This is a genomic window from Falsochrobactrum shanghaiense, assembly GCF_003149535.1.
GTDB classification, from domain to species: domain Bacteria; phylum Pseudomonadota; class Alphaproteobacteria; order Rhizobiales; family Rhizobiaceae; genus Brucella; species Brucella shanghaiense.
Window position 1 is genome coordinate 583376 of record NZ_QGDB01000001.1, and the last position, 23930, is coordinate 607305.

The window sequence follows — 23930 nt, forward strand, 5'->3', positions numbered from 1 at the left end:
CAATGAAGAGGCGTACTTTACGCAAAGATTTGTGCTTGCCCGCATGAGGCAATATTTCCATGGAGTAAATGATGGATATTGATCTGGACGTCGTCCGCCCTTCTTTCCCTTCGGGGCCGGCTTCGGTCGAATCGATAAATGTCGGCGCCCGGGTTGCCCAGTTGCGCAGCGACCGTGGATGGACCTTGCAGGAGGCCGCCAAGCGGACGGGCGTATCATTTTCGACATTATCGAAGATAGAACGACAGGAACTCTCGCCCACCGTGACGACCCTCACCAAGATTGCCCGCGGACTGAACATGGGACTAAGCCAATTGTTGGAGACCGCGCGTCCTTCGGCAATTACCGCGCGCCGCAGCATATCGCGCTCCAGTGAGGGCAGCAGCACCAAAACGTCAACCTGTGACAACATGATGCTTTGTAACGATCTTACAAATCGCAAGATGACGCCCATCCGTACCCGCGTGCGTGCGCGGGATATTTCAGCCTACACTGAGTGGGCTTCGTATAACGCGGAAATATTTCTGGTGGTGATGAAGGGAACCCTGGTAATTCATAGCCAAGGTTATGCTCCAACCAGACTGGAGGAAGGCGACAGCATATATTACGATGCCTCCAATGGCCATTTATGGGTATCGGAAGGGGTGGAGGATGCAGTCGTCGTCTGGGTCTATGCCGACTGAACGCAGGTGACGTCAGCAGCCTGACGCGTGCGGCTGTTGACGGATTCGATATAGCCATTCTGCATCGGCTTTTCCTGCGCGGTGTATCACCTTGACCGCCGCGCCGCCCGACCTGACGCCTTGCCTCACGCCTTGCCTCACGCCGGGCGCAACTCCTCACTCAAGCGGCGTGCTCAGGCCCCATGCAGCCGCCTCCTCCATTCCTGCCTTGACCGGCAGCCGTCGGAACGATTTACTTCAATGCATCAATGTCGACCATGGCCGCTGCATGATCGAAACAGAAATCTATCCAGAAGATTATAAGAACCTGTTCAGAAAAACTGAACGACCTTAGAAAAACGGGGCCGACACGTTAGATCGCAATCAGATTTAACTGAAGAATGCCCTGAATCCGGATTAACGGAAAAAATAAAATGGGAACGAAATACATGGCTAAAATTACAAATTTCCAAACCGACCTGTTGCGAACATTTGTATCGGTCGTCGATTTGGGTGCATATACCAAGGCAGGCAATGTCCTTGGCCGCACGCAACCGGCGATTTCATTACAAATAAAGCGCTTGGAAGAACTGGTTGGCGCGACCTTGATCACGCAGACGAGACGCACGCTTCAGCTCACCAGTGAAGGAGAAATGCTACTTAGCTATGCTCGGGAAATCCTGCGCCTCAATGATGAATTGGCCTCTTTTTTCAACAGATCAACAATATCCGGCGTTCTGCGTGTGGGCTTGCCAAATGATTATGCCTTCGCTTTTTTGCAGAAAGGTATTGTCGATTATATGCTCCAGCATTCCGATGTATCTCTTGAAATCCATTGCGACTGGAGCGCGCGCATTCTCGAACGTCTGCGGGCAGACGAACTCGATCTGGCGGTGGCCATGACCGATAAGGAGGCCACGCAATATATTTCGCGCACCTGGGTTGAACGGCCTGTGTGGGCGGCCAGCGAAAACATGCGCTTTGATCCCGAGAAAAGCGTTCCGCTGGCAGCGCACCCGGAAGGATGCGCCTATCGGGCACGGATGATCCAGTCCTTGGATGCTGCACATATACGCTGGCGCATCGCCTATACGGGGCCAGGTATCACCGGTCTCCAGAATGCGGTTGCCAATGGGCTGGGCGTGACCGCCTTGACGCGGCATACATTGCGGCCGGGAATGCGCATTCTCAGTGAAAAAGATGGTTTTCCGCCGATGTCGGAGATTCTTGTAGGGCTGTTCTACAAACACCCCCGGCTTTCGGATGCGGGCATCCGTCTCGTCAACCACCTTATCTCCAAACTCGACGGCAGCGACCTGCCCAACGGGCAGATTCATCGCAACATGAAAATTGTTAGCTAGCGAACTTTACGCAAGCTGACAGCTCTATGCGAAGCAGCGCAGGAAAAGAAATCAGTCCGGCGAACTGATTTCCCTGCGGAGGCGGTTCCCACTTTCAGGCGATATTCTTTAGAGCGGTTCCGGTTAACATGGAATCATCGAAACCGCTCTAAATCATTGTTTTTACGCATTATCCGGACGCAAAACCGCTACGCACTTTTGCTGGAAATGCTCTAGCTGGAAATGCGCTCATTCGGTCTGGAACCCGCCATTCGGCCGCGGCTCTGCTCCGGGGAGACGCGAAGCTCGGATTCGCCACAATAGGATATGATGGCGTCCGGATCGATCTGGAGCACGGAATAGCCCGCCGCGCATGGCTGATCGCCATAGGCTTCAATGACCGAATTCTGATACCGGAATTTATACTCGTATCGAAAACCGACATAGCTTTCTTCAATAAGCTCCGCTTTCAGGTAATTAGAATTCGGATCACGGTCATTGTCTTTTGCTATACGCACCTTTTCCGGGCGGAATGCCAGCGTAACCACCGCGTCTGGTACGGCCCCCATGGTGTCCTTTACAAAAATCACCTCATCGGATTCATCCAAAGCAACGGAAAACAGCCCCTTGTTCACGGTTGTCACGACACCTTCAAGGAAATTCATGCGCCCGACAAAGCCTGCAACGTCTAATGTGGATGGGGTTTCGTAGACAGATTTAGGGCTTGCCAGCTGACCGATGCGCCCTTTCGACATAACCGCAACATTGTCACTCATGGCCAGCGCTTCATCCTGATCGTGGGTGACATAGATAGTGGTGATGCGCAACTCCTGCTGCACGCGCTTTACCCAGGCACGCGCCTGATGGCGCAGCCTCGCATCAAGATTGGAAAGCGGCTCGTCCAGCAGCAGGATGGTTGGGGAATATACGAGCGCCCGGGCAAGTGCGACGCGCTGTTGCTGCCCGCCGGATAATTCATGAGGATACCTGTGACCGAAGGAAGCGAGATCCACCATGTCCAGTGCGTTGGCGATCATTCGTTTTTGTTCTGCCGCCGGCACTTTGCGCAAATTCAGCGGCAGAGCCAGATTCTTGTTGATGGTCATGTGGGGCCACAAGGCATAGGATTGGAACACCATGCCCACATTGCGTTCCTCGCAAGGCGTATCGATGCCCGCTTTCTTGTCGAATATCGTGCGTGAGCCGATTTTGATCTCTCCCGCAGTGGGAGTATCGAGTCCTGCGATACAAGCAAGCGTCGTTGACTTGCCGCAGCCGCTGGGGCCCAGAAGGGTAAAAAACTCCCCGTCAGAAACCTTGAAGTCTATATCATCTACCGCATAGGTCCCATCTGGATAAACCCGGCTTAGGCCAGAGACAATGATGTCAGGCATGACGAATCCTTCTAGTCAGTAAAGTTACCGCGCCAACAACGACGGTGCTGATTATTATCTGTACAACCGCGAGCGAACTTACAGGCCCCGTACTTCCCTGGGTCCATAGCGACAGCATGGCGCTTCCCAAGACCTGTGTGTCTGCGGAAACGAGGAAAATGGCCGTTGCGTATTCTTTCATCATAATAACGAAAACCAGAAGCACCGCCGAGATGAAAGCCGGAGTCATTAGTTTGAAGAGCACCTCCCGGCACATCCTGACCCAATCGGCCCCCGAAACACGGGCAGCATGGTCGAGTTCTTCATGGAGTTTCATCAATGCCGATGCGAGCGAAGAATAGGCGACCGGCAGCGCGCGAATGCCAAATGCGATTATGAGCCCAAATACGCTGCCGACCAGAATGTCGCCGCCCCAATTGCGCGGAAGACTGCTGAATGCCCAGAAAAGCCCGATGCTGAGCACTGTCCCCGGTACAGCCAGAGAGGACAAAACGAGATATTCCGTCAGCCGGTTGAATTTGAAATTCGAGCGTTTGGCAACCACCGCGGCAAGAATCGCAACGCAGCTGACAAGCACGCCCCCTATGGAAGAGACGATCAGGCTTGTAATGATCGGATCATAATAGGCCGGGACCGTGAACAGCAGCCTGTAATTATCCAGCGTCAGAACACTGAACGGGTTCATCAACGGGGTAAAAATCTGGGTGAATGAGCGGAAAACAAGTGCGCCCAGCGGAACCACGGTGGCAAGCAGCAGGTAGAGGGAGATAATGCCAAAGGCTACCCACCGAATGGAACCCAGAGGGAGTACATGCGGCCTTGGTACCTTACCGCGAACGCTGATAAAGCGTCTTGATTGCTTCAATATCCGTCCCTGCAAGACAATAAGCCCCGCAAGAACGATGAGGACAAGGACCGACGCCGCAGCCAGCACACTATAGTCCGGATTGGCCGATGTCAGCCCGTACTGATAGAGGAAGCTTGAGAACATATTGATGCCGTTGGGCATGCCAAGCAGCAATGGGACACTGAGGGCTTCGAGACTCATGCTGAATATCAGCAAACCACTATATACCACCGGCGGGCGCAGCATGGGGACGACAATCAGCCGTAAAATCTGAAGCGGCGACGCGCCGACGGACTGGCCTGCCGCCTCCAAAGAAGTATCGGCCTGCCGAAGACTGTTGGCGCAATAAACATAGGCGATGGGAGCCAGACCCGTCGCTTCCACCAGCGCCATCCCCGGAATGCTGTAGAGGTTCCACGGAACGAACCCCACCAGATCCCTCATATATTTGCTGGCAAAGCCGGCAGGGGAATAAATGAGGATCCAGCCAAACGAAAGAACGAGGGCGGAAATAAAAAAGGGCCACTGCATGAAAAAATCAAGCAGACGCCGACATGGCACGTTGGTTTTGACGACCAGTACAGCCATTGGGATTGCAATCATCAGCGCGAAGATCGTGCTCAATACAGCAAACAGCACCGTATTGAATATAACTTCGCCGAAGCCTGCTTCCGTGAACAGCCTGATATAGGCATCCAAAGTGAAAAGCTTGTTGCTTTCATATAGCGGACGGTCTGAAAACGACTGGAACACGATAGGAATAGCGGGAGCCAGAACAAGCAAGGCCACCAGAAGGAATGTTCCGTATACCACCACTGTACTACGCGTCATGCCGAATATTCGAGTGCGTATTGGGATGGTGCCATGGGGAGGATTGGTTTTGGAGGAAGGAAGCGAAGCAGCGTCCGACATGAGCATCCTTTACTGATTTTCATCAGAGAGAATTAGAAACAAGCGGGAAGCAGGCCGAATGCCTGATTTCCTCCCGCCAGATCGATGAGATTCAAAGCTGGGCGCCAGCCGGCAGCTATTTGGCAGCGGTGGCCTTCCAGCGTTCGGTAAATGCGCTTACCTGGTCTGCCGGAAGCTCGCTGAACGGGACAATTGCAACGGCATCGGCCGGAATAGCGCTCGTCGCTTCTTCAAAGGAATAAAGTCCGTCTACTTTTTCCAATCCATTACGGATGGCTGGCCGACCCCCTTTCAGGATCGCCTGCTGACCTTCATGGGACAGCATGAAGTCCAGAAATAACTTTGCCGTGTTGGGCCGTGGCGAGTTTGCGGCAATCGACACCGCTCCGCCCAGAAAAGGTGTCCCATCCTTGGCAATCACCGCTGCCAGCAGACCCCCGCTTTGGGCAACTGCGGGAAGCATGGTCGAATCCGACATGAAAACCGCTGCCGCATATTCACCGGTTTGCAGTTTCGTCAGCAAGGAGCCTGAGGAACCCTCCGGCTTGGAATGCGGAAGGATGGTCTCGAATTGCTCCCATAATTCCGGCTTATGGTTCAGCAAGGTATAATATGCGGTCAGGGCGAAGGATGAAGAAATATTGCGGACCCCGACCATCAAGCCGCTGTCGCCAAATTCCTTGATCTGATCTGCTATATCTTTAATCGACCCAACCGGCTTGGGAAGGATTTTGGTGTTATATCCGATTACCAGAGCACTTACGGCATATTGATAGCCGTTAGGATAAGGCTGTATTAAATCAGATGGATATTGAGATGCTTCTGGCGATGTGTAGGGCAGGACCAATTCCTGCTCGTCTCTGAGCTTTGCACCGATATTAGGCTGAATCTCGACAATATCACCGCTGGGGGTTCCACGGGAGGATTCCATGCGCAGGCGCTGGTAGACTTCTTCGCCTTCTATGTCGAGGTTCTTGATGTTCTTAACAAAAGGGTACTTATCTTGAAATGCTTTGAAAACCGGGTTCCATGCCTCTTGAGTGTAAGAGCTATATATTACCAGACTTCCATCTTCTTTTTGGGCGGCGTCAATCAGGCTCTGGTAATCTGAAGGGTAATATGAAGGCAACTCGATGTTCGTTTCAGCGGCATGCGCCCAGCCCCCGATAAAGAACATCATTGACCCGGTCAGCGCCAAGACCGATCGGTGGGTCGCTTGCAGCAGCGGTCCATATTTCATTTCCAGTAATCCTCCCAAAAGCTAAGTTCCCAATGTTAATTAGCATCTGTGAATTCATAAACTGAATTAATATTATTAATCGTCTTATAAGCATGCGCCTGTGTGGTGTGATTTTTTGAAACTCCGAAGGCATGGGATAATGCATCCCCCGCTTATGGAGACATAATTTGTATTTATTTCCCCTATGCCATCTGGTGTGCCACGTTGAGCCGTAAAAGAATATCCTTTGGTCGACACGTCGGCAGCCATATTGCATGACGCCTTTATTGCTGTGACCTTTGCTTATCTTCGTGACGTGGCCCTTCTGCGACTGGAAAGCAGACATCGGATGGCGGTCCGCTGCCCTCCGATGGGCAAGTGCGCGCTTTCCCGGCGCATTCAAGGCATTCTTCTTGAAAATGGAGTTGCAATATGTGGTCGGAAAACAAGGTCCGTAAAAAGCTGGCAGCAGGCCAGATTCCGTTTGGGATGGAAATAATGCTCGGAAGCCCGCGCATTATCGAAATGATCGGTTGGGCGGGTTTTGATTATGTTCAACTCGATCAGGAACATGCTCCCTTTGGTTTTGAATCCATCGAGGACATGATCAGGGCGGCGGATGCATCGGGCCTGAGTTCATTTGTCAGGGTTGCCCAGAATAACCCCAAGGACATCAGCCGGGTGTTGGAAGCTGGCGCGCACGGGGTCATCGTTCCGCAGGTTACCGACGCGGCAGATGTGCAAAAAGCAATTGATTCAATGTATTATGCTCCAAGGGGCAACAGAGGCATGTGTCCCGTTACAAGGGCCGCGCGTTACGATGATGCTGTCTGGCCTCAATATCTCGCCTGGGTCGAGAAAGAGGTGATGTTCGTTCCTCTGATCGAGAATGCCGCGGCACTGGAAAATATCGACGCAATTTGTGCCTTGCCCGAGGTCTCTGTCATCGGCTTCGGGGCAGGCGATCTGGGGCAAAGCCTCGGCGTCGGGGCCGTAGGCCTTGCCTCGCCGGTTGTGCAGGAAGCCTTCAGGACGGTTCTGGAAGCAACGCGACGGCATAAGGTGGTTCTCAAGGGAATGCCCGTTATCGAGGCCTCGCCCGCCGATGGCATCAAGAAACTGCTCGATATGGGCGTCGGCATGGTCATGTACGATGCGGACGCACTGATGTTCTCGCGCGAATGCAGAAAGATCATGGAGGGCTATAGAAGTTTGGCGGGCTGACAAAAGCAGCCATAGCCGATTATCCGGTCATATTTGCAGAGACAGCCAGTCGCGGGGAACAATCTGCCGTGCCGGAGCCATTCGTTGACGCGTCGCCTATAAGGAAACTGAAAGAACCATGACAAACGCACGTAAACTCCGAAATGTATTCGAGCAGCAGAAAATTGTGGTGATCCCGGGCGCATATGATGTGCTGTCGTCACTGCTCATACAAAAGACCGGATTTCCGGTGGCCTATCTGGGAGGTTTCTCGATTTCGGCCAGCATGGCCGGGTACCCCGACTGGGGGCTGACCACCATGTCCGAAATGCTCTCCGTTGCGATAAATGCAGTCAACGTCCTCGATGTCCCGGTCCTGTGCGATATTGATCAGGGATTTGGCGCCCTCACCAATTTTGTGCGAACGATCCATGCCTATGAAAATGCCGGTGTCGCCGCCGTGCATTTCGAAGACCAGCCTTTCCCTAAAAAATGCTCTCAGCAGTCCAATCGCTCGGTTATTCCGCTCAGCGATGCCGTGACCAAGGTCAAGGCTGCCGTCGAGACGCGGAGCGACCCCGATTTCATGCTGATCGCCCGAACCGATTCCAAGGGAACGGAGGGCATAGACGGGCTCAAGCGGCGAATGGAAGCCTATCTGAACGCGGGCGCGGATTATTGCATATTCTGCGAGCAGGAAACGGAAGAAGAGCTGCGTGAAGTCGGCGAGGAATTTCCTGGTCGTGTAATCGCATTTGTCGGCGACAATGCGTCCAATCCGGCCTGCTGCCTGCCCGTCACTGCCTATGAGGAAATGGGCTATAAGAGCCTCGTTTACTGTGCGCTGGGCTTATGCTCCGCCATGAAGCAGATGCAGCAAAACTATGAATCCCTGCATAATCTGCAGCACATATCGTCCGAATATCTGGCGGCAAACATGGCAACCCTTGGAGAGGTCCAGGGGCTGGCTAAAATTTCCCAGTGGCAGGACCTGCGGGACCGATACGACATGCTGTAATAAAATCGACTTGAGAGGCCGGCCTGCCGACCGCGTTCGAATAATGCCTGCACCAGTGGAAACCAATCGCGTTTAGAGCATTTCCAGCAAAAGTGTGAAACGCCTCCGCAGGGAAATCAGTTCACTGGACTGATTTCTTTTCCTGCTCCGATGCGTCCGGATAATGCGTAAAAACAAATAGATAGAGCGGTTCCAACGATTCCGTTTAAACAGGAACCGCTCTAGCCGGCCGTCGCCGGGCGCGAAATGAGGACATATGGGCAAAATTCAGACCCAGGATTCAGGCCCAAAATTTAGCCATGGATAAGCGGCAGGGCACGGACAGGTCTTTTCGGGAACAATCAAATTCAACAGAAAATATGGAGGATAGAAGATTGAAACTTACTGACAAGATTAAGCAGAACAAGAAGATGATCGGGCTGGAGCTTTACTCGGGATCTCCGCACAATGTCGAAATCATCGGTGAATGCGGGTTTGATTTCACCATGCTGGACACGGAACATACGGAATATGATACCGGCCATATCGCGCATTTGATCAGGGCCGCGGATTCCTTTGGATTGTCTCCGGTGGTCCGCGTCAAGGAACTCAATGAAGTCCTGATCATGAAAACGCTGGATCGCGGCGCTCAGGGCGTGATTGTGCCGCGCGTAAACTCAGTGGAACAAGCGCGCCGTGCGGCATCTGCGGCAGCCTTTCCGCCGGTCGGGGTGCGCGGGATGTGCCCGGATGTAAGAGCGGCGCGCTATCGTGACGATATTTGGCTGGAATATGCCCGCAATCCTTACGATCACGTCGCGATCATCCCGTTGATCGAGGACTATATCGCCGTGGACAATGTCGACGCCATCATGAAAGTCGACGGCATCAATGCGGTTCTGTTCGGCCCCGGCGATTATGCCGTTTCGATTGGCGCGGTCGAAGAAGGCTTTTCGCCGGAGATCATGAGCAAGACCCGCGACGCCCTTCGCAGGGTCTGTGACGCTGGCGCCAGGAATAATGTTTATGTCTTCGCGATCCCGCTCGAACTCAGGGATCCGAGCAAGACCATCAACGAAATGTTTGATGACGGCGTTTCCGGCGTTCTGTTCGGCACGGATACGATGCATTTCCAGATGGCTGCAAATCGGATCAAGCACTCCTTCAACGGTGTTTTAAATCCGGCCGGCCTCAAAGCCGTTCAGTAACGAGCAAAACAGCAAGGGCGGCTCACACAATATGCGCCGCCCTGACCACGAAATAAGCCGCCCCCATAAATAGGCAAAGTATAAATATTGTCTGTGCAGGCAATATTTATACTTTTATATTGATATAACAAAGCCTATCTATGTGATATATATTAAACATAAGTATATTTAATGTAAATATTTCTATAGAAAATTTGTATATTTGACAATTGATATGTAAAATTTCCGTTCAACATTATTGATCTGAGGAGCGGACTCGGTGATAGGCGGATCAGCAATTATTGAGCCAAGAGGCACTCTTATAAAGAGCGACGCAAAAGAGGGCGATATTGAATCCCTTCGTATCCTCAAGCGCAGATACCCGTGGCGTTATTTTTCCGCGGTGCTGGTGATCGCCATACTCGCGAGCATGGCCTGGTCTCTGATCAACAATCCCAATATCGGCATCGACATCGTATCTGAGTATCTGACGGCGCCAATGATATTAAGGGGCATATTGGTCACCTTGTATCTGACGGTCGTTTCGATGGTTTTCGGGGTGGCTGGCGGCGTGATTCTGGCGGTCATGCGCCTTTCCGACAATATGGTGCTTTCAGGCATTGCCAGATTTTACGTCTGGATATTCCGCGGCACGCCGATCCTGGTCCAGTTGATTTTCTGGGCGTATGCGGGTGCAATCTATCCAACCATCAGCCTGCCGGTGCCCTTCACAGACATGGTGCTCTGGTCTACCGAAACGTCAAACCTGATCAATCCGGTCATGGCTGCCGTCCTCGCGTTGACTTTCAATCAGGTTGCCTATGCTTCCGAGATTATCCGGGCGGGCATCCTTTCGGTTGATCATGGTCAGGTCGAGGCTGCGTCATCATTGGGCATGGGTTCCGGGCGCATCATGCGCAGGATAGTCCTGCCGCAAGCCATGCGCACGATAATTCCGCCCATGGGCAATGACCTGATAACCATGCTCAAGACCACCTCCCTTGTCTCGGTCATCGGCGGTCAGGATTTGATGACGACGGTTCAGTTCATCTATTCGGAGAACTTTCAGGTCATACCATTATTGATCGTCGCCAGCTTCTGGTACCTCTTTTTCACGACATTACTTGCGGCCCCGCAAGCATGGCTGGAGCGTCGTTATGGTCGTGGTGTTGCTTCTAGAACAAGGAGGCGGGTGTGAATATGGCTGGAACAGTGAGTGCCGTAAAACAGGCTCAAAACCCGTTGTCAGGACATGCTGCGGCCGAGCATTGGATGGTCGAAGCGATCAAGGTGCGAAAATTTTTCGGCAGTCTGGAAGTCTTGCGCGGGATCGATCTGCAAGTTCCAAAAGGAGAGGTTCTGGCGTTGCTCGGAGCCAGCGGATCGGGGAAAAGCACCCTGTTGCGCTGCATCAATCATCTGGAACAGATAAGCGGCGGGATGATCTTCGTCGATGGCGAACTGATGGGTTATACGCGAACGGGAAATGTTCTTCGCGAGGCTCATCCGCGCGACATCAATCGCATGCGGCGGCATATCGGGATGGTGTTCCAGTCCTTCAATCTGTTTGGTCATATGACCGCGCTGCAAAACATCGTTGAAGCTCCGATCGGAGTCCTCAAACGGCCTCCCGCAGAAGCCCGCGAAAGGGCGATGACCCTGCTTGAACGGGTTGGTCTGGCCTCCAAGGCGAATGCATATCCATCGGAACTATCCGGCGGGCAAAGACAGCGCGTGGCAATAGCGCGAACGCTGGCGATGGACCCGAAACTGCTTTTATTTGACGAGCCTACCAGTGCACTCGACCCCGAACTGGTGGGAGAAGTGCTGAATGTGATGCGCGAACTGGCAGAAGAGGGGATGACGATGATCGTGGTGACGCATGAAATCGGCTTTGCTCGCGAGGTCTGTGATCGTGCCGCCTTTATGCATTCGGGCAATATTATCGAGATCGGAACGGCGGCAGAGGTGCTGTCCAGGCCTAAAGACCAGCGAACGCAGGCATTTCTATCGAGCGTTCTTTAGAGCATTTCCAGCAAAAGTGCATAGCGGTTTTGCGTCCGGATAAGGCGTCAGGACAGAGCATTTCCAGAGATGCACGAAACACCTCCGAAGGAAAATCAATCCATAATCAAAAAGGGGAATGTCGATGAATTTAGGATTTAAAGGACTTGTTGCTTTCAGTTTGTCCGGATTGGCTTGGGGCTTGGCTGGTCCGGCATTCAGCGCTGAGACGGTAACTGTTGCCGGCGTGGAAATATCGAAGGATCCCGAACTGGCCAAGCTTCTTCCGGAGAAAAATGTGAAGAACGGCTTGCGCGCAACCTTCAACCCGCCACAGCCGCCATTTTCAATGATCGCGAGTGATGGCAAGCCTTATGGGGTGCTGATCGATTTCGGCGAGGCCATCGCCGCGCGTCTTGGCACCACAATTTCCCTTAGCCGGGTAAATCATGACTCCATCATCCCGGCACTTCAGGCCGGGCAGGCCGATTTCATGCTCTCCACCGATGCCGACACTGAAGGGCGCCAGAAGGTGGTGAATATGATCGATTATATGAAATACGGCGTTTCGCTGGTCGTTAAAGAAGGCAACCCCCTTAACCTGACGAGCGGCAAAGACCTGTGCGGGAAAAAGCTGGCCGTCCTGAAAGGCTGGTCCCCACCCGATTACTTTGAAAGCTTGAGCGTGGATTGCGAAGCCAGGAACGAGCCGCGTGTGAGCATCACCACGCTGCCCAATACGCCCGACACGATCCTGTCTGTTCGAAGCGGGGCTTCGGATGCCACATTCGTTTCCACTCCGACGGCGCTGGGCGCAATGAAGGCCATCGAAGGCGGCAAGGTTGAAGTTGTGGCGCCGGAATCATCGCCTCTGGGATGGAACCTTCAGCTGCATGGATTGCTCGTCATAAAAAGAAATGAGGAACTGACCAAAGCAATAAGCGCCACCGTAGATTCGCTTCTGCGCGACGGCACCATGAAGAAAATCTTCCAGAAATACGAGCTCAACGAGGCACTATTGCTCGACGAGGTGATCGTTAATCAGGCACTATCCGAAACCGGCCTGAACTGAATAATCACTTCCTGAAGTTATCCTTGAATTAAACCTTGTAAAATCTCTTATAATGGCATGAGTTTCGCATTTGATATTTTTATCTTGCGAAGGTCATGCCAAATTTATGTAATTTCTATTTGAAGACACATGATAATTTAAAGGCACCGATCTGATCCCGCATTATCCCGATAGCTGACGCCTTCCTTTCCCGGCGGGTTTTGTCCGTTCGATCGACAATGAATAGGCCTGCGCCATCCCACCAGACGATCTTGTTTCGGACTGCCCACAAGTTTCGGCGGGCAGCTTCAAAGCGGAGCTGCCCGCCAAATATCCGCACTGGTAAATATTCTGCCGCTTATCCCGAAACCGGTTCCCGCTTTCGGGCGGCATGCTTTTCAGGAAGCCATTGCCGAGGGTCGCCAGCGAAGCAGTCGGCGTTCCAGTTTCAAAAGCAGAACGTCACAACAATATGCGATCGCCATCACGATTATCACGGCCACAAAGACATCGCGCAGGTTGAGCATCGCCGCTGCCGCGCTTACCATGAAGCCAAGTCCGCCATTGCCTGCGACCATTTCGGCCACGACAGCGCCGCCGACGGCATTTCCCACGCAGATTCGTGTGGCGGCGAACAGCCACGGGATCGAGCTTGGAATCATGACCTTTCGCTGGATGTCTCTCTTGTTGGCACCAAGAAGCCGGGCAACCAGAACGAGTTCGCGATCCACTCCTTCGATGGCGCTGATTGTATTCACCAGCACCACGAAATAGCAGATCATGAACACCATCATGACTTTTGACAGTGAATCGATACCGAACCACACGATGAAGAGGGGAATGAGCGCCAGTCTAGGGACGGCATTCATAACGCCGACAAACGGGTTCAGGACAGACTTGATATATTCGGAACGGGTGATCAGGAACCCGCTGATAACCCCGAAGAACATGGCAAGGATGAAGCCCCAGACGGCTTCATAAAAGGTGACGGCCACCGCGTACCAGCCCTCGCGGGTGGAAAGATATTCGACAATTGCCGGGAAGACCTTGCTCGGCTTGCTGATCCAGAATTCATCGACAATATGGAACGTCGCCAGCGCTTCCCACAGAAGCAGCGCTCCGACCGCCAGGAGAATTCTGGCCAGAAGAACAGGAACATGAAACCGCCTTTGGACAGGCAGCCTCGCTACAGTTGCATGGGTCATGATGCCTTCTCCAGCTCTTGCGCCGTCACCTCGGGGCGGAGTTCTTCCCAAAGATTGAGATACAATTCCTGCGCGGTCTTATCGAAGCGTGTTCCCACCAGAGAACGCGGGCGTTCAATCGAGACCACGACCTCGGATTTGATGTAAGTGGGCCGCGCCGACATGACGACGACCTTGTCCGCCAGAGTAATGGCTTCGGTCAGATCGTGCGTCACGAACAGGACGGTGCTGCCGCGCGCATCGCGAATGCGCATGAATTCTTCTTCAACAAGGACTTTGGTTTGTGCATCCAGAGCCCCGAAAGGTTCGTCCAGCAGGAGAATATCGGGGTCCTGCGCGAGCGTGCGTGCCAGCGAGGCGCGTTGTCTCATTCCGTGCGAGAGCTGCGATCTGTATTTGTATTCCGCACCCGAAAGACCAACAAGACGCAGCATCTCGAATGCCTTCTCCTTCTTGGCCGGATCGCGCCGCAGCTCCGGACCGAGTGCGACATTCTCCCATGTGGTGCGCCACGGAAAGAGTGAATCATTGGCAAACATGTAGCCCACGCCCCGGGCCGGATCTATCCCATCCACCGGGCGGCCATTGACGAGAACCGATCCGCGATCCGGCTTCACAATGCCGGCGACCATGTTCAGAAGCGTGGACTTTCCGCACCCGCTTGGGCCGATAATTGCGATGAACTCGCCCTTGGCGACATTCAGCGTGACCTTGTTGACGACAGGCACGGGAGGAAGAGAAGGGTCGTGAGACGGGAATGAATGGCTGACAGATCTGAGTTCTACAGCATTCACCGCCGCTGTGTTCAGTGCGTTCATTGTCTTTTCCATATCGGGTCAAATCGAAGTGTCAGGCATTGGCCGTCTGCGGCCGCAACCTGACGCCCCGCTGTCTATTTTTCAGCCGCAAGGCCAGTGACAACCGATTCATAGGGCATCGCGTCAATCCCCAGAACCTTGAAGGAACGCTCCACGTCTTCACGCGTGATGACGGTCCGGAAAGCCGGAATCATGCTTTTAATCTGGGCCTGTAAAAGATCATCAGACAGATCGAGCTTCAGGTTCTTGCGGGTGATGTCCATGAGATATTTGATGTCGGTATTGGGGTCCTGTATGTACTTGATCCCCTCATCGAGCGCCTTGGTTGCGCGGATGACACGATCTTCTTTCGCAACCGAAGCCTTGGCCAACCAGATGTCATAGATCAGACCGTCGAGACCTGCAGCCGCTGTACCTTCCGGCGTCCTCAGATCAAGGATGATCCGCCCCTTCTTGAGTTGATCAGTGAGCATCGAAACATACGGTTCGCTCTGCAACACAACATCAAGCTGGTCCGCCGCCATCATTACGGAAGCAGAGCTGCCGGTCTGGACCTGAGTGAGCACTATGTCATCAAACGTCATGCCCGCGCCCTCAAGCAGATGTTTCATGACGATATAGGAGTTCGATCCGATGGTACTTGCCGCCACTCGCTTGCCGCGCAGCTTGTGCATGATCGCCGGATAGCCTTCATCCATGGTCGGCTCCGCAAGATCGCTGCGAACAAGCAGCACATATGACAGGTTGGTATGGTTGCCCGCGATGACACGCAGATCCTGGCCCTTCTCATTGGCAATAGCGAGGGCCGGCAACGACAGATCCGTCATGTCGAAACTACCGCCCAGAAGCGCTGCCATCGTTTGCGCGCCGCCGCCGCCGACATTGACATAAGTCGGGCTAACCTTGTGCTCGGCAAAAAATCCCTTGTCGTCGGCCACCCAAAGCGGGAGATAAAGCGCCAGTCCGGGCAACAGGCCGAATTTAACTTCTTCCGTCTTCTGCTCCGCCCGCGCGGGAGCCGCAAAAATCATGGATATGAGCGCCGCCGCCAGAAATCCCGTTCGGCAAAATCGTCTCAGTAAGAGCAACGACATAGATAAGTTCCCTTCTTATGTTGGTGGATTATTGACGTGGCACGATGATTGCCATGCCTGCGGCCACACTTGATTATGCAAGTCGGTCCGATCATTTTGAAAATTAATTGTGAATATGCGGGGATTAATAGAATTCATCTTAACTCCCTGCCCATAACAGCATTTGCCGTCGCTGCGCGGGCTCCGCTTTATCAGAAATATGCTTGAGATCAGGGCCTTCGGTCCGCCCATGCGAAATTCGTCCGCCCTGGTACGGGGCAGATGATGAAAGGCGCAAGCGCGACAGACAGCCGGGAGTGGGACCAGAGCATTTTCAGCAAGAATGTGAAACAGCTCTGCGCAGGATAATACGTAAAAACAAATAGATAGAGCGGTTCCAACGATTCTGTTTAAACAGGAACCGCTCTAAACGAATCCGTTTAGCTGCGGGATGCTTCAGCCGACCACATTCTCCCGCATGGCAATATTATCCTCAAATTCCTGCAATGCCTTGAGCCCTACGATGTCGTTTAGAGCATCGAGGCTGACGGCCGATCTGGCAATGTCACGGACATGACCGTTTTTCCTGACATTTCCGAGCATTGTGGACACGGCCGACACATAGGTTCGAAGGCTGCTGCTGGCCAGGCTGGCAAATTCAAAGCCCATGCTGAAGAGATCGGATACCTCGATGCCGTCCGTGAACTCCCCTTCTCCTATGGTTATGGTATGCGGTCCCTCGATCTCGCCCAGCAAGACCTTCAGATCCTCGATGGATTGAGGGCTGTGGAGGGAAACCATATCGGCACCGGCAGCCTTATAGGCCTTGCACCGGCGAATGGCTTCATCGAGGCCGAGCACATCGCGCGCGTCGGTACGCGCCACAATCATCAGGTCGTCACTGCGGCGGGCCTGAACGGCGGCTTCAATCTTGCCGATGGAGGTTGCGATCGGCTCGATCATCTTGTTTTGCATATGGCCGCACCGCTTCGGCCAGCACTGGTCTTCGATCGATACTGCCGCAGCTCCCGCCGCCTCGAATTCCCGGATGGTTTGCCGGACATTCAGAATGCCGCCATAGCCGGTGTCGCCATCAACGATAATCGGAAGAGCCGACACCCGGCACACGGCTTCAACGGCTTCCAGCATCTCCTTGAAGGCGATAAGCCCAATATCCGGCAGGCCATATCTTTGCGCTGCGACCGAATAACCGCTGAGATAAGCCCCTTTGTAACCTGCCTGCTCGATGAGCAGCATATCGAGCGGACCGCCCCCGCCAGGCAGGAAAACGATTTCCGGCTGGCCCAACAAACTGCGCAGCGTCGCTCTCTTCATGCTTCATTCCTTTTCGTGTCACGGTTTATGGTCTGAATGCCAGCCGCTTCGGCTGCAAGAATACTGTTCTGGGCATGAGCACGCGGCTGATTACCGGGCATGGAGACTTCCAAGAAAATGCAGTTCCCCGCCCTCTTCCGGCTCGTGCCGGACATCGCCGAATGACCAGACCCGCTCGGCCAGACGCGTGGTAGCGGAACCACCGATCACCGGCTCGACCAGCTGGCGAAACTTCTCCTCAAGCGCGCCGTCATCGACGGGGTTGGCCGGGTTCCCCGATGGTTCCTCCACCGTGACCCCGGATGTGACGCCGCCGATCGACAGGCTCACCCGGGCGCTCGACTGGCGGTCCGCAACGTCGGGATCGTCCGATTTGCGAACCTCCACGAGATCGGCAAGGCGCCGGATACGCAGATCCTCGCGGACGTCCGCCTCGAAATGTTCCAGCGTCGGCGCACCGTGTATGAGCGCCACGGCGACGCCGTAGGGTATGCTCATCTGGGCGGCCGAAACACTATCAAAGTCCTTGCGGTCGAGGCGGGCGGAATCCGCCGATGTCTCGACCACGATCCGTTCAACCGCGTCAATATCCCCGACTTTGGGCCGTAAGGAAAGAACGGCGTCGATGGGCGAATGAAGTCGCCTGCAGCAGGGATAGGGTTTGATATAAGTTTCGAGCATGCGCCATTCCTGCCCGATCGAACGGAGAACAGCGTTTCCATCGAACTCCCCATCGGTGAAGGCAACGGCGAAACCGCGCGGCCCATGAAAAATATCAAGCGGCCCCGCGATCCCGGAGGCGGCCAGATTGGCGCAGAGCAACCCTTCGCGGCTGGTTCTTCCCGTATTTACGCACCACGAATCCAGCCAGCCTCCATGGTAGTCGAACAGGCCGCCAGTCGTCGACCCCGCAAGGCCAAGAGCGTGGGCAATCGTGCGGGCATCGCCGCCGAGGATTTTTGCAACCCCGGCAGCCGCAGCGAAACCGCCGATCAGCGGCGTATTATTAAAACCGCGCCTTGCCGCCCTGTCCGCAGCCATCGCCAATCGCGACGCGACTTCATAAGCGGCGGCAGCGGCCAGAATGACGTCCCTGCTTGTTGAGCCCCGTTCCTCCGCCGTCGCCAATATAGCCGGAAAGGAGACCGCGCCCAGATGCACGGCAGCTTTTGCATGACCGTCATCGAGTTCGAGCGCCGCGGCAGCGGTGCCATTCGCGAGCGCCGCATTCGCTGACGAAAGCCCTTGATCCGTGCCGAGGACGGAAGCGCCGCCCTTACCCTCCGAAGCCACAAGATATTGGAGCAGAATCCGGGGAACGCGTGAAGACGCCCCCCTGATGGCAACACCAAGATAATCGAGGAGGGACCGCCTGATATGATGAATGACTTCCGGCGGCAGATCCTCGTAGCGAAGAGCCTCAACCCATCGGGCCAGACTTAACGACAGGGTGTCGACATTTGCGTCCATTTGCATCCTCCCATGGTGCCCTGAGGCACCGACGAACAGCCTGCACCCTGCGGCAATTATTTATTTCCGGGTACTCTACTTTGCCGACACCATTTGAGAAATTGATTTAGCTGATGCCTTCATCAAGGCCCTTTATACAGCCGTCAAAACCGGGCACAGACAATGTCGGAGTTGTGAAGGCGGACCGGCTAATATAGCGACTACTGGTTTATCGCATGGATCAGATCGTCCAAATTCTCCGCTTCCGGCAAATGGTGGATTTTCTCAAGTATCGCGGATGCACGCTCAGAGCCGACAACCTGTCCGACACTGATCAGGAACTTGGCTTCGATGTCCTCAAGCGAGCTGAGCCGCGAGCCGCCCTCGCGTTCATGATGGAGAACGCGGCCGTCCTTCGTCCGGAGTTCTATTTTCGTAATGCGTTTTCCATGGTCGCGGGCGGCCTCACATTCCTCATCGACTGCAACGCGAATCCGGTCTGCAAGCGCTGTTCTTGCCGGACTGTCGAGAATATCTTCGGCATACCAGCCCGGTCCGGGCTCTCCGGCCACCAGCGCGATCGACAATTGCTCGGGAAGACTGAACATCCGGTCGACGAGATTGGTCGGGGAGCGATCCTCGAATCCGACTGTGTCTCTTGTGTTGGTCGCGACCGTGATTTGCTCGATGGCATCCACATCGATGCCATTATCCGAGAGAAGCTTGCCAGTTCCGATGATGGAGCCGTGGGTGAACGAGCATCCCGGATGACCTTTCGTATTGAAGTTTGGAATCGAAAAGCTTTTACCGAGATCCTTCGTGACGGCTTCAGGGTCGAACTCCGTCATGCCCAGCATGCGCCACAGGCCGCGGTCGCCATCGAGAATGTTCTGCTCCTGCAGCATTTCCAGACCCGCGCTTGCCGATTGAGCGGCGAATACGCCCGAAAGACTCATCCAGGCCCAGCCATGGGTTATGTGCGCCCTCGGCACCAGACCTTCGTCCCCGTAGAAACGATAACCGGCTGAGACAGGGCAATAGACACCGGCCATTCCCAGCGCCGAAGTCATCTGCGCGGGATCAAGCCCCAGGGCATGCCCGGCGGCAGCGGCGGAGCAGAAGACCGACGGACCGCGCGCCTGAACTGGGCCCTGCAAGGGGCTGTCGATGTCCATCGCACGGACGATGCGCGTGCCGCATTCATAACCCGCCACAACACTGGTCAACAAGGCCCTGCCCGACCCTCTGGTTGCCTCGACGGCCGCGAGCGCTGCCGGAACCGTGATTGCTCCCGGCCAGATCACCACATGCCCGTGCCGACTGCTGGCGGCGTCGCAAAAGTCGATAATCGTCGCCTGGGCGCAATTTCCAAAGGCTGCGCTCGTCATGGTGATGCGTTCGCTGTTCCTGAACAGGCTAGCCTCCGGAACACCTCTCCCCATCGACTTGGCCAGATTAATGAGCGGCAGGCGATGCTCGATCAAGGATGCAGAAATTATGTTGCCGACCGAATCTATTACGGCTCGGAGCGCGCCGTCCACCACATCGTCTGGCAGATCCTCATAGCGCATTGTAGAAATATAATTTGCCAGTTCTTTCGTCGTTCCTGCGGTCATCTCTGCATCCAGCCAAGGTTTCAATAGGATAAGTCCGAGCCACTCACTGCCCGGCCGCGGCCGGCGAAGCAGCCCGATTGAAGTGCGGATGCGTTATTCAAAGCAAATGAGAAATATTTATCGGCCCATAAGGGGCATTCGCCACGGCAAGCTGCAAAAATCGGCCAGCCGCCGCTGCCCACAATTATAGCGTCCTGTGCTTGTCATAAGCGAGGCGGCTATTGCCCGATACAGGATTTAACCGGGTCCGCTCAAATCGAACCGGCCTGCTCCATCATTCCCGTGAGCCGCAGCATTTTCGCCCCGGTTTTGCCCCGATTTTGCCTCAATGTTTCAACTTCCGCAATTCCCCTTATGACTGGGGTTGCAAATAGAAATTGCATCGATGCTCCTGAGGAAAAGGCGAAAGAAAAGCTGATTTTCCGGTTTTATGCACAGAAAAGCATATATACCGGCAATCAGCCTTGCATCCTTAAAGTATAAATTCTTGCCAAGCATCATATTTTCAAAATATTCCTTGGATACTCTTGGATAAAAGAGTAAACAACGCTCAATATAGGATATTTTTCCTCCAAGTCATTCTCTTTATCAGCCCTATAATACTCTCATTAAGGGCATGTCATTGCCATATTTTGATTCCAGATGGCAGCGGTCTTCTCGCTCATGAATGAGAAGCCTCTCCGAAACGACTCGTGGAACTAGTATGAAGTTCAATATCCGCTTTGCCATGCTCGCCGTTGCGACGACAGGTCTTTTTTCAGTCACCGCAATGGAAGCAGAGGCCGCGCGCTGCGGCGGCGCATCCTGGTATGCGCTCACATCGCGCACCGCTTCCGGCGAACGCATGAATCCCGCTGGAATGACCGCAGCCCATCGCACCCTGCCTTTGGGCAGCAAGATCAAGGTCACCAACCAGAAAAACGGCAAGTCGCTCATTGTGCGCATCAATGATCGCGGCCCCTTCATCAAAGGCCGCGTGCTGGATCTTTCCAAGGGTGCTGCGCAGCGTCTGGGCTTTATCAACGCCGGTCATACGAAGGTCTGCTTCACGCCTGCCTGAAACGAACCATTGATTTTACTATCTATATAGACCGCCGCTGACCCTAGCGGCGGTTTTTTACATATGTAGATACACTTTATGCGTGTATATTTTACGCTCCACCCGCATTAACCATTAATTAAGATGTCGGGCGAAGACGGGGCGATGCGAATTGACTCGGGCCATGTTTCATATTTTAACTTTTCGTTAATAAATGCCCTGTGCGGGCTGTGAAAAAAGGCGTTGAGTATGTTTTGCGTAGTTCGCTCGGCCAGAAAAATTATCGCTGCTGCAAGTCTGGGTGCAGCCGTTCTCGTGTCAGGATTTGGTGCCGAGGCTGCAACGAGCGCTTATATGCAGACGGGCAAGCTGACCTCACAGCCGATCGGGCATTATGAATTCTGCAAGCGCGAAGCCAGCGAATGCGCTATTACCAGCCGCGACACGCGCCCGCTTGCACTTGGGCACAACAATTGGCAAAACATTGTCGAGATCAATCTTTCGGTCAATGAGCGCATCCAGCCGATGACCGATATGGAAATTTTTGGCGTCGAGGAATATTGGGATTATCCGACCACGGTTGGCGACTGCGAGGATTATGTCCTGCTCAAGCAGCGCGAACTGCATCAGGCCGGCATTCCGATGACGGACCTGCTTATTACCGTCGTTCGCAAGCCCGATGGCGAAGGCCATGCGGTCCTGACCGTACGCACAGATCGCGGCGATTTCATCCTCGACAATCTGACCGATGAGGTCATGCGCTGGGATGAGTCCGACTACACCTTTCTCAAGCGTCAGTCGGCCAGCCATACGGGCCGCTGGGTAAGCATCGAAGCGCCGGACAATCTGCTGGTCGGCGCCGTCAAGTAAGCCTGCCGAACAAAGCGTGTCGCGATCTTTCAGATTCGCTCCTTACGCTTTCAGTTTTTGCTTTAACGCGCATCTTGTCCGAAAACCGTTTCACACTTTTCGGGATGCGCTTTCAGTTTTTGTTTTAACGCATGCCGTTATCCCGAAACCGGTACACACTTTCGGGCGACATGCTTTATCCCGCCGCAATCAGGCGATCCGCGCCCATGCGATAGGAAATCGCGCCCGCCAGATGGATGCGCCCGATATTGTCCACTCCGTCAAGATCGGCCAGCGTGCGCGCCACTTTGAGAATGCGATGATAGGCGCGGGCGGAAAAGCGCATTTGCTCGCTGGCATCGCGCAGCAATTTCAGCCCCGCCGCATCGGGCCTTGCCACCTCCTCGATCAGATTGGCCGAGCAATGCGCATTGGTCATGGCCGGGTCCAGCCCAAGGGCGGAATAACGCGCAGCCTGTATCGCGCGCGCCCGCGCCACCCTCTTTGCAACTGTTTCGCTTGTTTCCGATTGTGACGGCTCGATAAGATCAAGCGCTGAAACGGCAGGCATATCCACGCGCAGATCGATACGATCCAGCAAGGGGCCGGAAATACGCGCCTGATAGTCGCTCTGGCAACGCCGGCCACGCGCGCATGTATGGCCCGGCTCGCCCGCCATGCCGCAGCGGCATGGATTCATTGCCGCGATCAACTGAAAGCGCGCCGGATAACTGGTGCGATGATTGACGCGCGCGATCATACATTCGCCGGTTTCCAGCGGCTGGCGCAGGGAATCGAGCACCTGCGGCGAAAACTCGGGAAACTCATCGAGAAACAGCACGCCATTATGAGCCAGCGACACTTCACCGGGCTTCGCGCGCATGCCGCCGCCGACCATCGCCGCCATGGAAGCAGAATGATGCGGCGCGCGAAAAGGCCGCCTGTCCGACAATCTTCCGCTCGCCAGCTCGCCCGCAATCGATGCGATCATAGAAACATCGAGCAATTCACGCGGCGAAAGCCGTGGCAGGATCGAGGGCAGACGCTGCGCCAGCATGGATTTGCCCGATCCGGGAGGGCCAACAAGCAAAAGATTATGGTTTCCGGCAGCAGCGATTTCCAGCGCCCGTTTGGCCGTCTCCTGCCCCTTGATGTCGGCGAGATCAGCCTGCACCTCGCTCGATACCCGCATGGAGGGTTCAGGCGGCGTCAGCACCTGTGTCCCCTTGAAATGATTGGCCAGCGCAATCAGGCTGCGCGGGGCAAGAATATCAATATCCGCGCCCGCCCATGCCGCTTCCGCCCCGCAGGCATGAGGGCAGATCAGCCCTTTATCAGCGCGATTGGCCCCGATTGCGGCGGGCAACACGCCCGCGACAGCCGTAATCGCGCCATCGAGCGATAATTCACCCAGAACCAGATAGGATTGAATGGCATCGGCCGGAATGGCGCCCATCGCCGCCATCAGCCCGACTGCGATCGGCAGATCGTAATGCGAGCCTTCCTTGGGCAGATCGGCAGGCGCGAGATTGACCGTCACCCGCTTCGTCGGCATGGAAAGGCCGGATGCATGAAGCGCCGCCTGCACGCGCTCGCGGCTTTCGGCCACGGCCTTATCGGGCAAGCCGACAATCGACATGCCCATTTTTCCCGGCGCGATCATGACCTGCACGTCGACCGGCACCGCCTCTATGCCCTGAAAGGCAACCGTTCCCACCCGCGCGACCATG

The 23930-nt window shown here is 54.7% G+C and carries 21 protein-coding genes; 10 read left to right on the top strand and 11 right to left on the bottom strand.

The features are described 5' to 3' along the window. Window positions 1–68: 68 nt before the first annotated feature. Complete coding sequence (locus DKP76_RS02790) at window positions 69–683, top strand: helix-turn-helix domain-containing protein (protein ID WP_245410119.1); 615 nt, start codon at window positions 69–71, stop codon at window positions 681–683. A gap of 428 nt (window positions 684–1111) precedes the next feature. Continuing rightward, a complete protein-coding gene (locus DKP76_RS02795) occupies window positions 1112–2023 on the top strand; it encodes a LysR substrate-binding domain-containing protein (protein WP_109705153.1) in 912 nt (303 codons plus the stop codon). 212 nt (window positions 2024–2235) lie between these two features. On the opposite strand, the gene DKP76_RS02800 is transcribed toward DKP76_RS02795, so the two are convergent. The 3 genes from DKP76_RS02800 to DKP76_RS02810 all read right to left on the bottom strand — a co-directional run bounded on the left by DKP76_RS02800 (window position 2236) and on the right by DKP76_RS02810 (window position 6395). Next, complete coding sequence (locus DKP76_RS02800) at window positions 2236–3396, bottom strand: ABC transporter ATP-binding protein (RefSeq protein ID WP_109704878.1); 1161 nt, start codon at window positions 3394–3396, stop codon at window positions 2236–2238. Then, window positions 3389–5074, bottom strand: coding sequence for an ABC transporter permease (locus DKP76_RS02805; RefSeq protein WP_109705154.1), 1686 nt, complete (start codon window positions 5072–5074; stop codon window positions 3389–3391). The genes DKP76_RS02800 and DKP76_RS02805 overlap by 8 nt, the downstream gene beginning before the upstream one ends. A 196-nt stretch (window positions 5075–5270) precedes the next feature. Then, window positions 5271–6395 (bottom strand): ABC transporter substrate-binding protein, encoded by a 1125-nt coding sequence (locus tag DKP76_RS02810; RefSeq protein ID WP_109704879.1) that lies wholly within the window; start codon window positions 6393–6395, stop codon window positions 5271–5273. Window positions 6396–6872: 477 nt separating this feature from the next. Here DKP76_RS02810 and DKP76_RS02815 point away from each other — a divergent pair, with 477 nt between their 5' ends. The 6 genes from DKP76_RS02815 (at window position 6873) to DKP76_RS02840 (ending at window position 12837) form a co-directional block, all read left to right on the top strand. Further along, window positions 6873–7598, top strand: coding sequence for an HpcH/HpaI aldolase family protein (locus DKP76_RS02815; protein WP_158279397.1), 726 nt, complete (start codon window positions 6873–6875; stop codon window positions 7596–7598). A 118-nt stretch (window positions 7599–7716) separates the two neighbouring features. After that, complete coding sequence (locus tag DKP76_RS02820; RefSeq protein WP_109704881.1) at window positions 7717–8595, top strand: isocitrate lyase/PEP mutase family protein; 879 nt, start codon at window positions 7717–7719, stop codon at window positions 8593–8595. Between the two features lie 374 nt (window positions 8596–8969). Next, complete coding sequence (locus DKP76_RS02825) at window positions 8970–9782, top strand: HpcH/HpaI aldolase family protein (RefSeq protein ID WP_158279398.1); 813 nt, start codon at window positions 8970–8972, stop codon at window positions 9780–9782. Between the two features lie 259 nt (window positions 9783–10041). After that, window positions 10042–10959 carry an amino acid ABC transporter permease gene (locus tag DKP76_RS02830; RefSeq protein WP_245410120.1) on the top strand — a complete coding sequence of 306 codons (918 nt, stop codon included), beginning with the start codon at window positions 10042–10044 and terminating at the stop codon, window positions 10957–10959. 74 nt (window positions 10960–11033) lie between these two features. Beyond that, on the top strand, window positions 11034–11786 hold the full coding sequence (locus DKP76_RS02835; protein WP_109704883.1) for an amino acid ABC transporter ATP-binding protein: 753 nt from the start codon (window positions 11034–11036) through the stop codon (window positions 11784–11786). A 118-nt stretch (window positions 11787–11904) separates the two neighbouring features. Then, a complete protein-coding gene (locus tag DKP76_RS02840; protein WP_109704884.1) occupies window positions 11905–12837 on the top strand; it encodes a transporter substrate-binding domain-containing protein in 933 nt (310 codons plus the stop codon). A gap of 377 nt (window positions 12838–13214) precedes the next feature. Here the strand turns inward: DKP76_RS02840 and DKP76_RS02845 are convergent, their stop codons facing one another. The 7 genes from DKP76_RS02845 to DKP76_RS19735 all read right to left on the bottom strand — a co-directional run bounded on the left by DKP76_RS02845 (window position 13215) and on the right by DKP76_RS19735 (window position 20695). Next, window positions 13215–14021, bottom strand: a complete 807-nt coding sequence (locus tag DKP76_RS02845; RefSeq protein WP_109704885.1) for an ABC transporter permease — start codon at window positions 14019–14021, stop codon at window positions 13215–13217. After that, a complete protein-coding gene (locus DKP76_RS02850) occupies window positions 14018–14839 on the bottom strand; it encodes an ABC transporter ATP-binding protein (RefSeq protein WP_158279399.1) in 822 nt (273 codons plus the stop codon). Before DKP76_RS02850 ends, DKP76_RS02845 begins: the two co-directional genes overlap by 4 nt. Window positions 14840–14913: 74 nt before the next feature. After that, on the bottom strand, window positions 14914–15870 hold the full coding sequence (locus DKP76_RS02855; RefSeq protein WP_158279400.1) for an ABC transporter substrate-binding protein: 957 nt from the start codon (window positions 15868–15870) through the stop codon (window positions 14914–14916). A gap of 498 nt (window positions 15871–16368) precedes the next feature. Next, the gene (locus DKP76_RS02860) at window positions 16369–17247 is read right to left on the bottom strand and encodes an isocitrate lyase/PEP mutase family protein (protein WP_109704888.1); all 879 of its coding nucleotides are present in this window, start codon (window positions 17245–17247) and stop codon (window positions 16369–16371) included. A gap of 90 nt (window positions 17248–17337) precedes the next feature. Next, entirely contained in the window at window positions 17338–18717 is a 1380-nt protein-coding gene (locus DKP76_RS02865; protein ID WP_158279401.1) for an MmgE/PrpD family protein, read from the bottom strand. A 200-nt stretch (window positions 18718–18917) separates the two neighbouring features. After that, on the bottom strand, window positions 18918–20312 hold the full coding sequence (locus DKP76_RS02870; protein ID WP_109704890.1) for an MmgE/PrpD family protein: 1395 nt from the start codon (window positions 20310–20312) through the stop codon (window positions 18918–18920). Window positions 20313–20563: 251 nt separating this feature from the next. Continuing rightward, window positions 20564–20695, bottom strand: a complete 132-nt coding sequence (locus DKP76_RS19735) for a hypothetical protein (protein WP_280953515.1) — start codon at window positions 20693–20695, stop codon at window positions 20564–20566. 320 nt (window positions 20696–21015) lie between these two features. On the opposite strand from DKP76_RS19735, the gene DKP76_RS02875 reads away from it, so the two are divergent. Both DKP76_RS02875 and DKP76_RS02880 read left to right on the top strand, forming a co-directional pair. Next, window positions 21016–21372 (top strand): septal ring lytic transglycosylase RlpA family protein, encoded by a 357-nt coding sequence (locus DKP76_RS02875; RefSeq protein ID WP_109704891.1) that lies wholly within the window; start codon window positions 21016–21018, stop codon window positions 21370–21372. 228 nt (window positions 21373–21600) lie between these two features. Next, window positions 21601–22221, top strand: a complete 621-nt coding sequence (locus DKP76_RS02880; RefSeq protein ID WP_109704892.1) for a transglutaminase-like cysteine peptidase — start codon at window positions 21601–21603, stop codon at window positions 22219–22221. A gap of 175 nt (window positions 22222–22396) precedes the next feature. On the opposite strand, the gene DKP76_RS02885 is transcribed toward DKP76_RS02880, so the two are convergent. Beyond that, the gene (locus DKP76_RS02885; RefSeq protein ID WP_109705156.1) at window positions 22397–23929 is read right to left on the bottom strand and encodes a YifB family Mg chelatase-like AAA ATPase; all 1533 of its coding nucleotides are present in this window, start codon (window positions 23927–23929) and stop codon (window positions 22397–22399) included. Window position 23930: the final 1 nt, after the last annotated feature.

Coding starts and splice junctions, on each gene's coding strand:
- DKP76_RS02790 (WP_245410119.1), top strand. CDS start 69: ATGATGGATATTGATCTGGACGTCGTCCGCCCTTCTTTCCCTTCGGGG.
- DKP76_RS02795 (WP_109705153.1), top strand. CDS start 1,112: ATGGCTAAAATTACAAATTTCCAAACCGACCTGTTGCGAACATTTGTA.
- DKP76_RS02800 (WP_109704878.1), bottom strand. CDS start 3,396: ATGCCTGACATCATTGTCTCTGGCCTAAGCCGGGTTTATCCAGATGGG.
- DKP76_RS02805 (WP_109705154.1), bottom strand. CDS start 5,074: ATGACGCGTAGTACAGTGGTGGTATACGGAACATTCCTTCTGGTGGCC.
- DKP76_RS02810 (WP_109704879.1), bottom strand. CDS start 6,395: ATGAAATATGGACCGCTGCTGCAAGCGACCCACCGATCGGTCTTGGCG.
- DKP76_RS02815 (WP_158279397.1), top strand. CDS start 6,873: ATGCTCGGAAGCCCGCGCATTATCGAAATGATCGGTTGGGCGGGTTTT.
- DKP76_RS02820 (WP_109704881.1), top strand. CDS start 7,717: ATGACAAACGCACGTAAACTCCGAAATGTATTCGAGCAGCAGAAAATT.
- DKP76_RS02835 (WP_109704883.1), top strand. CDS start 11,034: ATGGTCGAAGCGATCAAGGTGCGAAAATTTTTCGGCAGTCTGGAAGTC.
- DKP76_RS02840 (WP_109704884.1), top strand. CDS start 11,905: ATGTCGATGAATTTAGGATTTAAAGGACTTGTTGCTTTCAGTTTGTCC.
- DKP76_RS02845 (WP_109704885.1), bottom strand. CDS start 14,021: ATGACCCATGCAACTGTAGCGAGGCTGCCTGTCCAAAGGCGGTTTCAT.
- DKP76_RS02850 (WP_158279399.1), bottom strand. CDS start 14,839: ATGAACGCACTGAACACAGCGGCGGTGAATGCTGTAGAACTCAGATCT.
- DKP76_RS02855 (WP_158279400.1), bottom strand. CDS start 15,870: ATGATTTTTGCGGCTCCCGCGCGGGCGGAGCAGAAGACGGAAGAAGTT.
- DKP76_RS02860 (WP_109704888.1), bottom strand. CDS start 17,247: ATGAAGAGAGCGACGCTGCGCAGTTTGTTGGGCCAGCCGGAAATCGTT.
- DKP76_RS02865 (WP_158279401.1), bottom strand. CDS start 18,717: ATGGACGCAAATGTCGACACCCTGTCGTTAAGTCTGGCCCGATGGGTT.
- DKP76_RS02870 (WP_109704890.1), bottom strand. CDS start 20,312: ATGACCGCAGGAACGACGAAAGAACTGGCAAATTATATTTCTACAATG.
- DKP76_RS19735 (WP_280953515.1), bottom strand. CDS start 20,695: ATGCAATTTCTATTTGCAACCCCAGTCATAAGGGGAATTGCGGAAGTT.
- DKP76_RS02875 (WP_109704891.1), top strand. CDS start 21,016: ATGAAGTTCAATATCCGCTTTGCCATGCTCGCCGTTGCGACGACAGGT.
- DKP76_RS02880 (WP_109704892.1), top strand. CDS start 21,601: ATGTTTTGCGTAGTTCGCTCGGCCAGAAAAATTATCGCTGCTGCAAGT.
- DKP76_RS02885 (WP_109705156.1), bottom strand. CDS start 23,929: ATGGTCGCGCGGGTGGGAACGGTTGCCTTTCAGGGCATAGAGGCGGTG.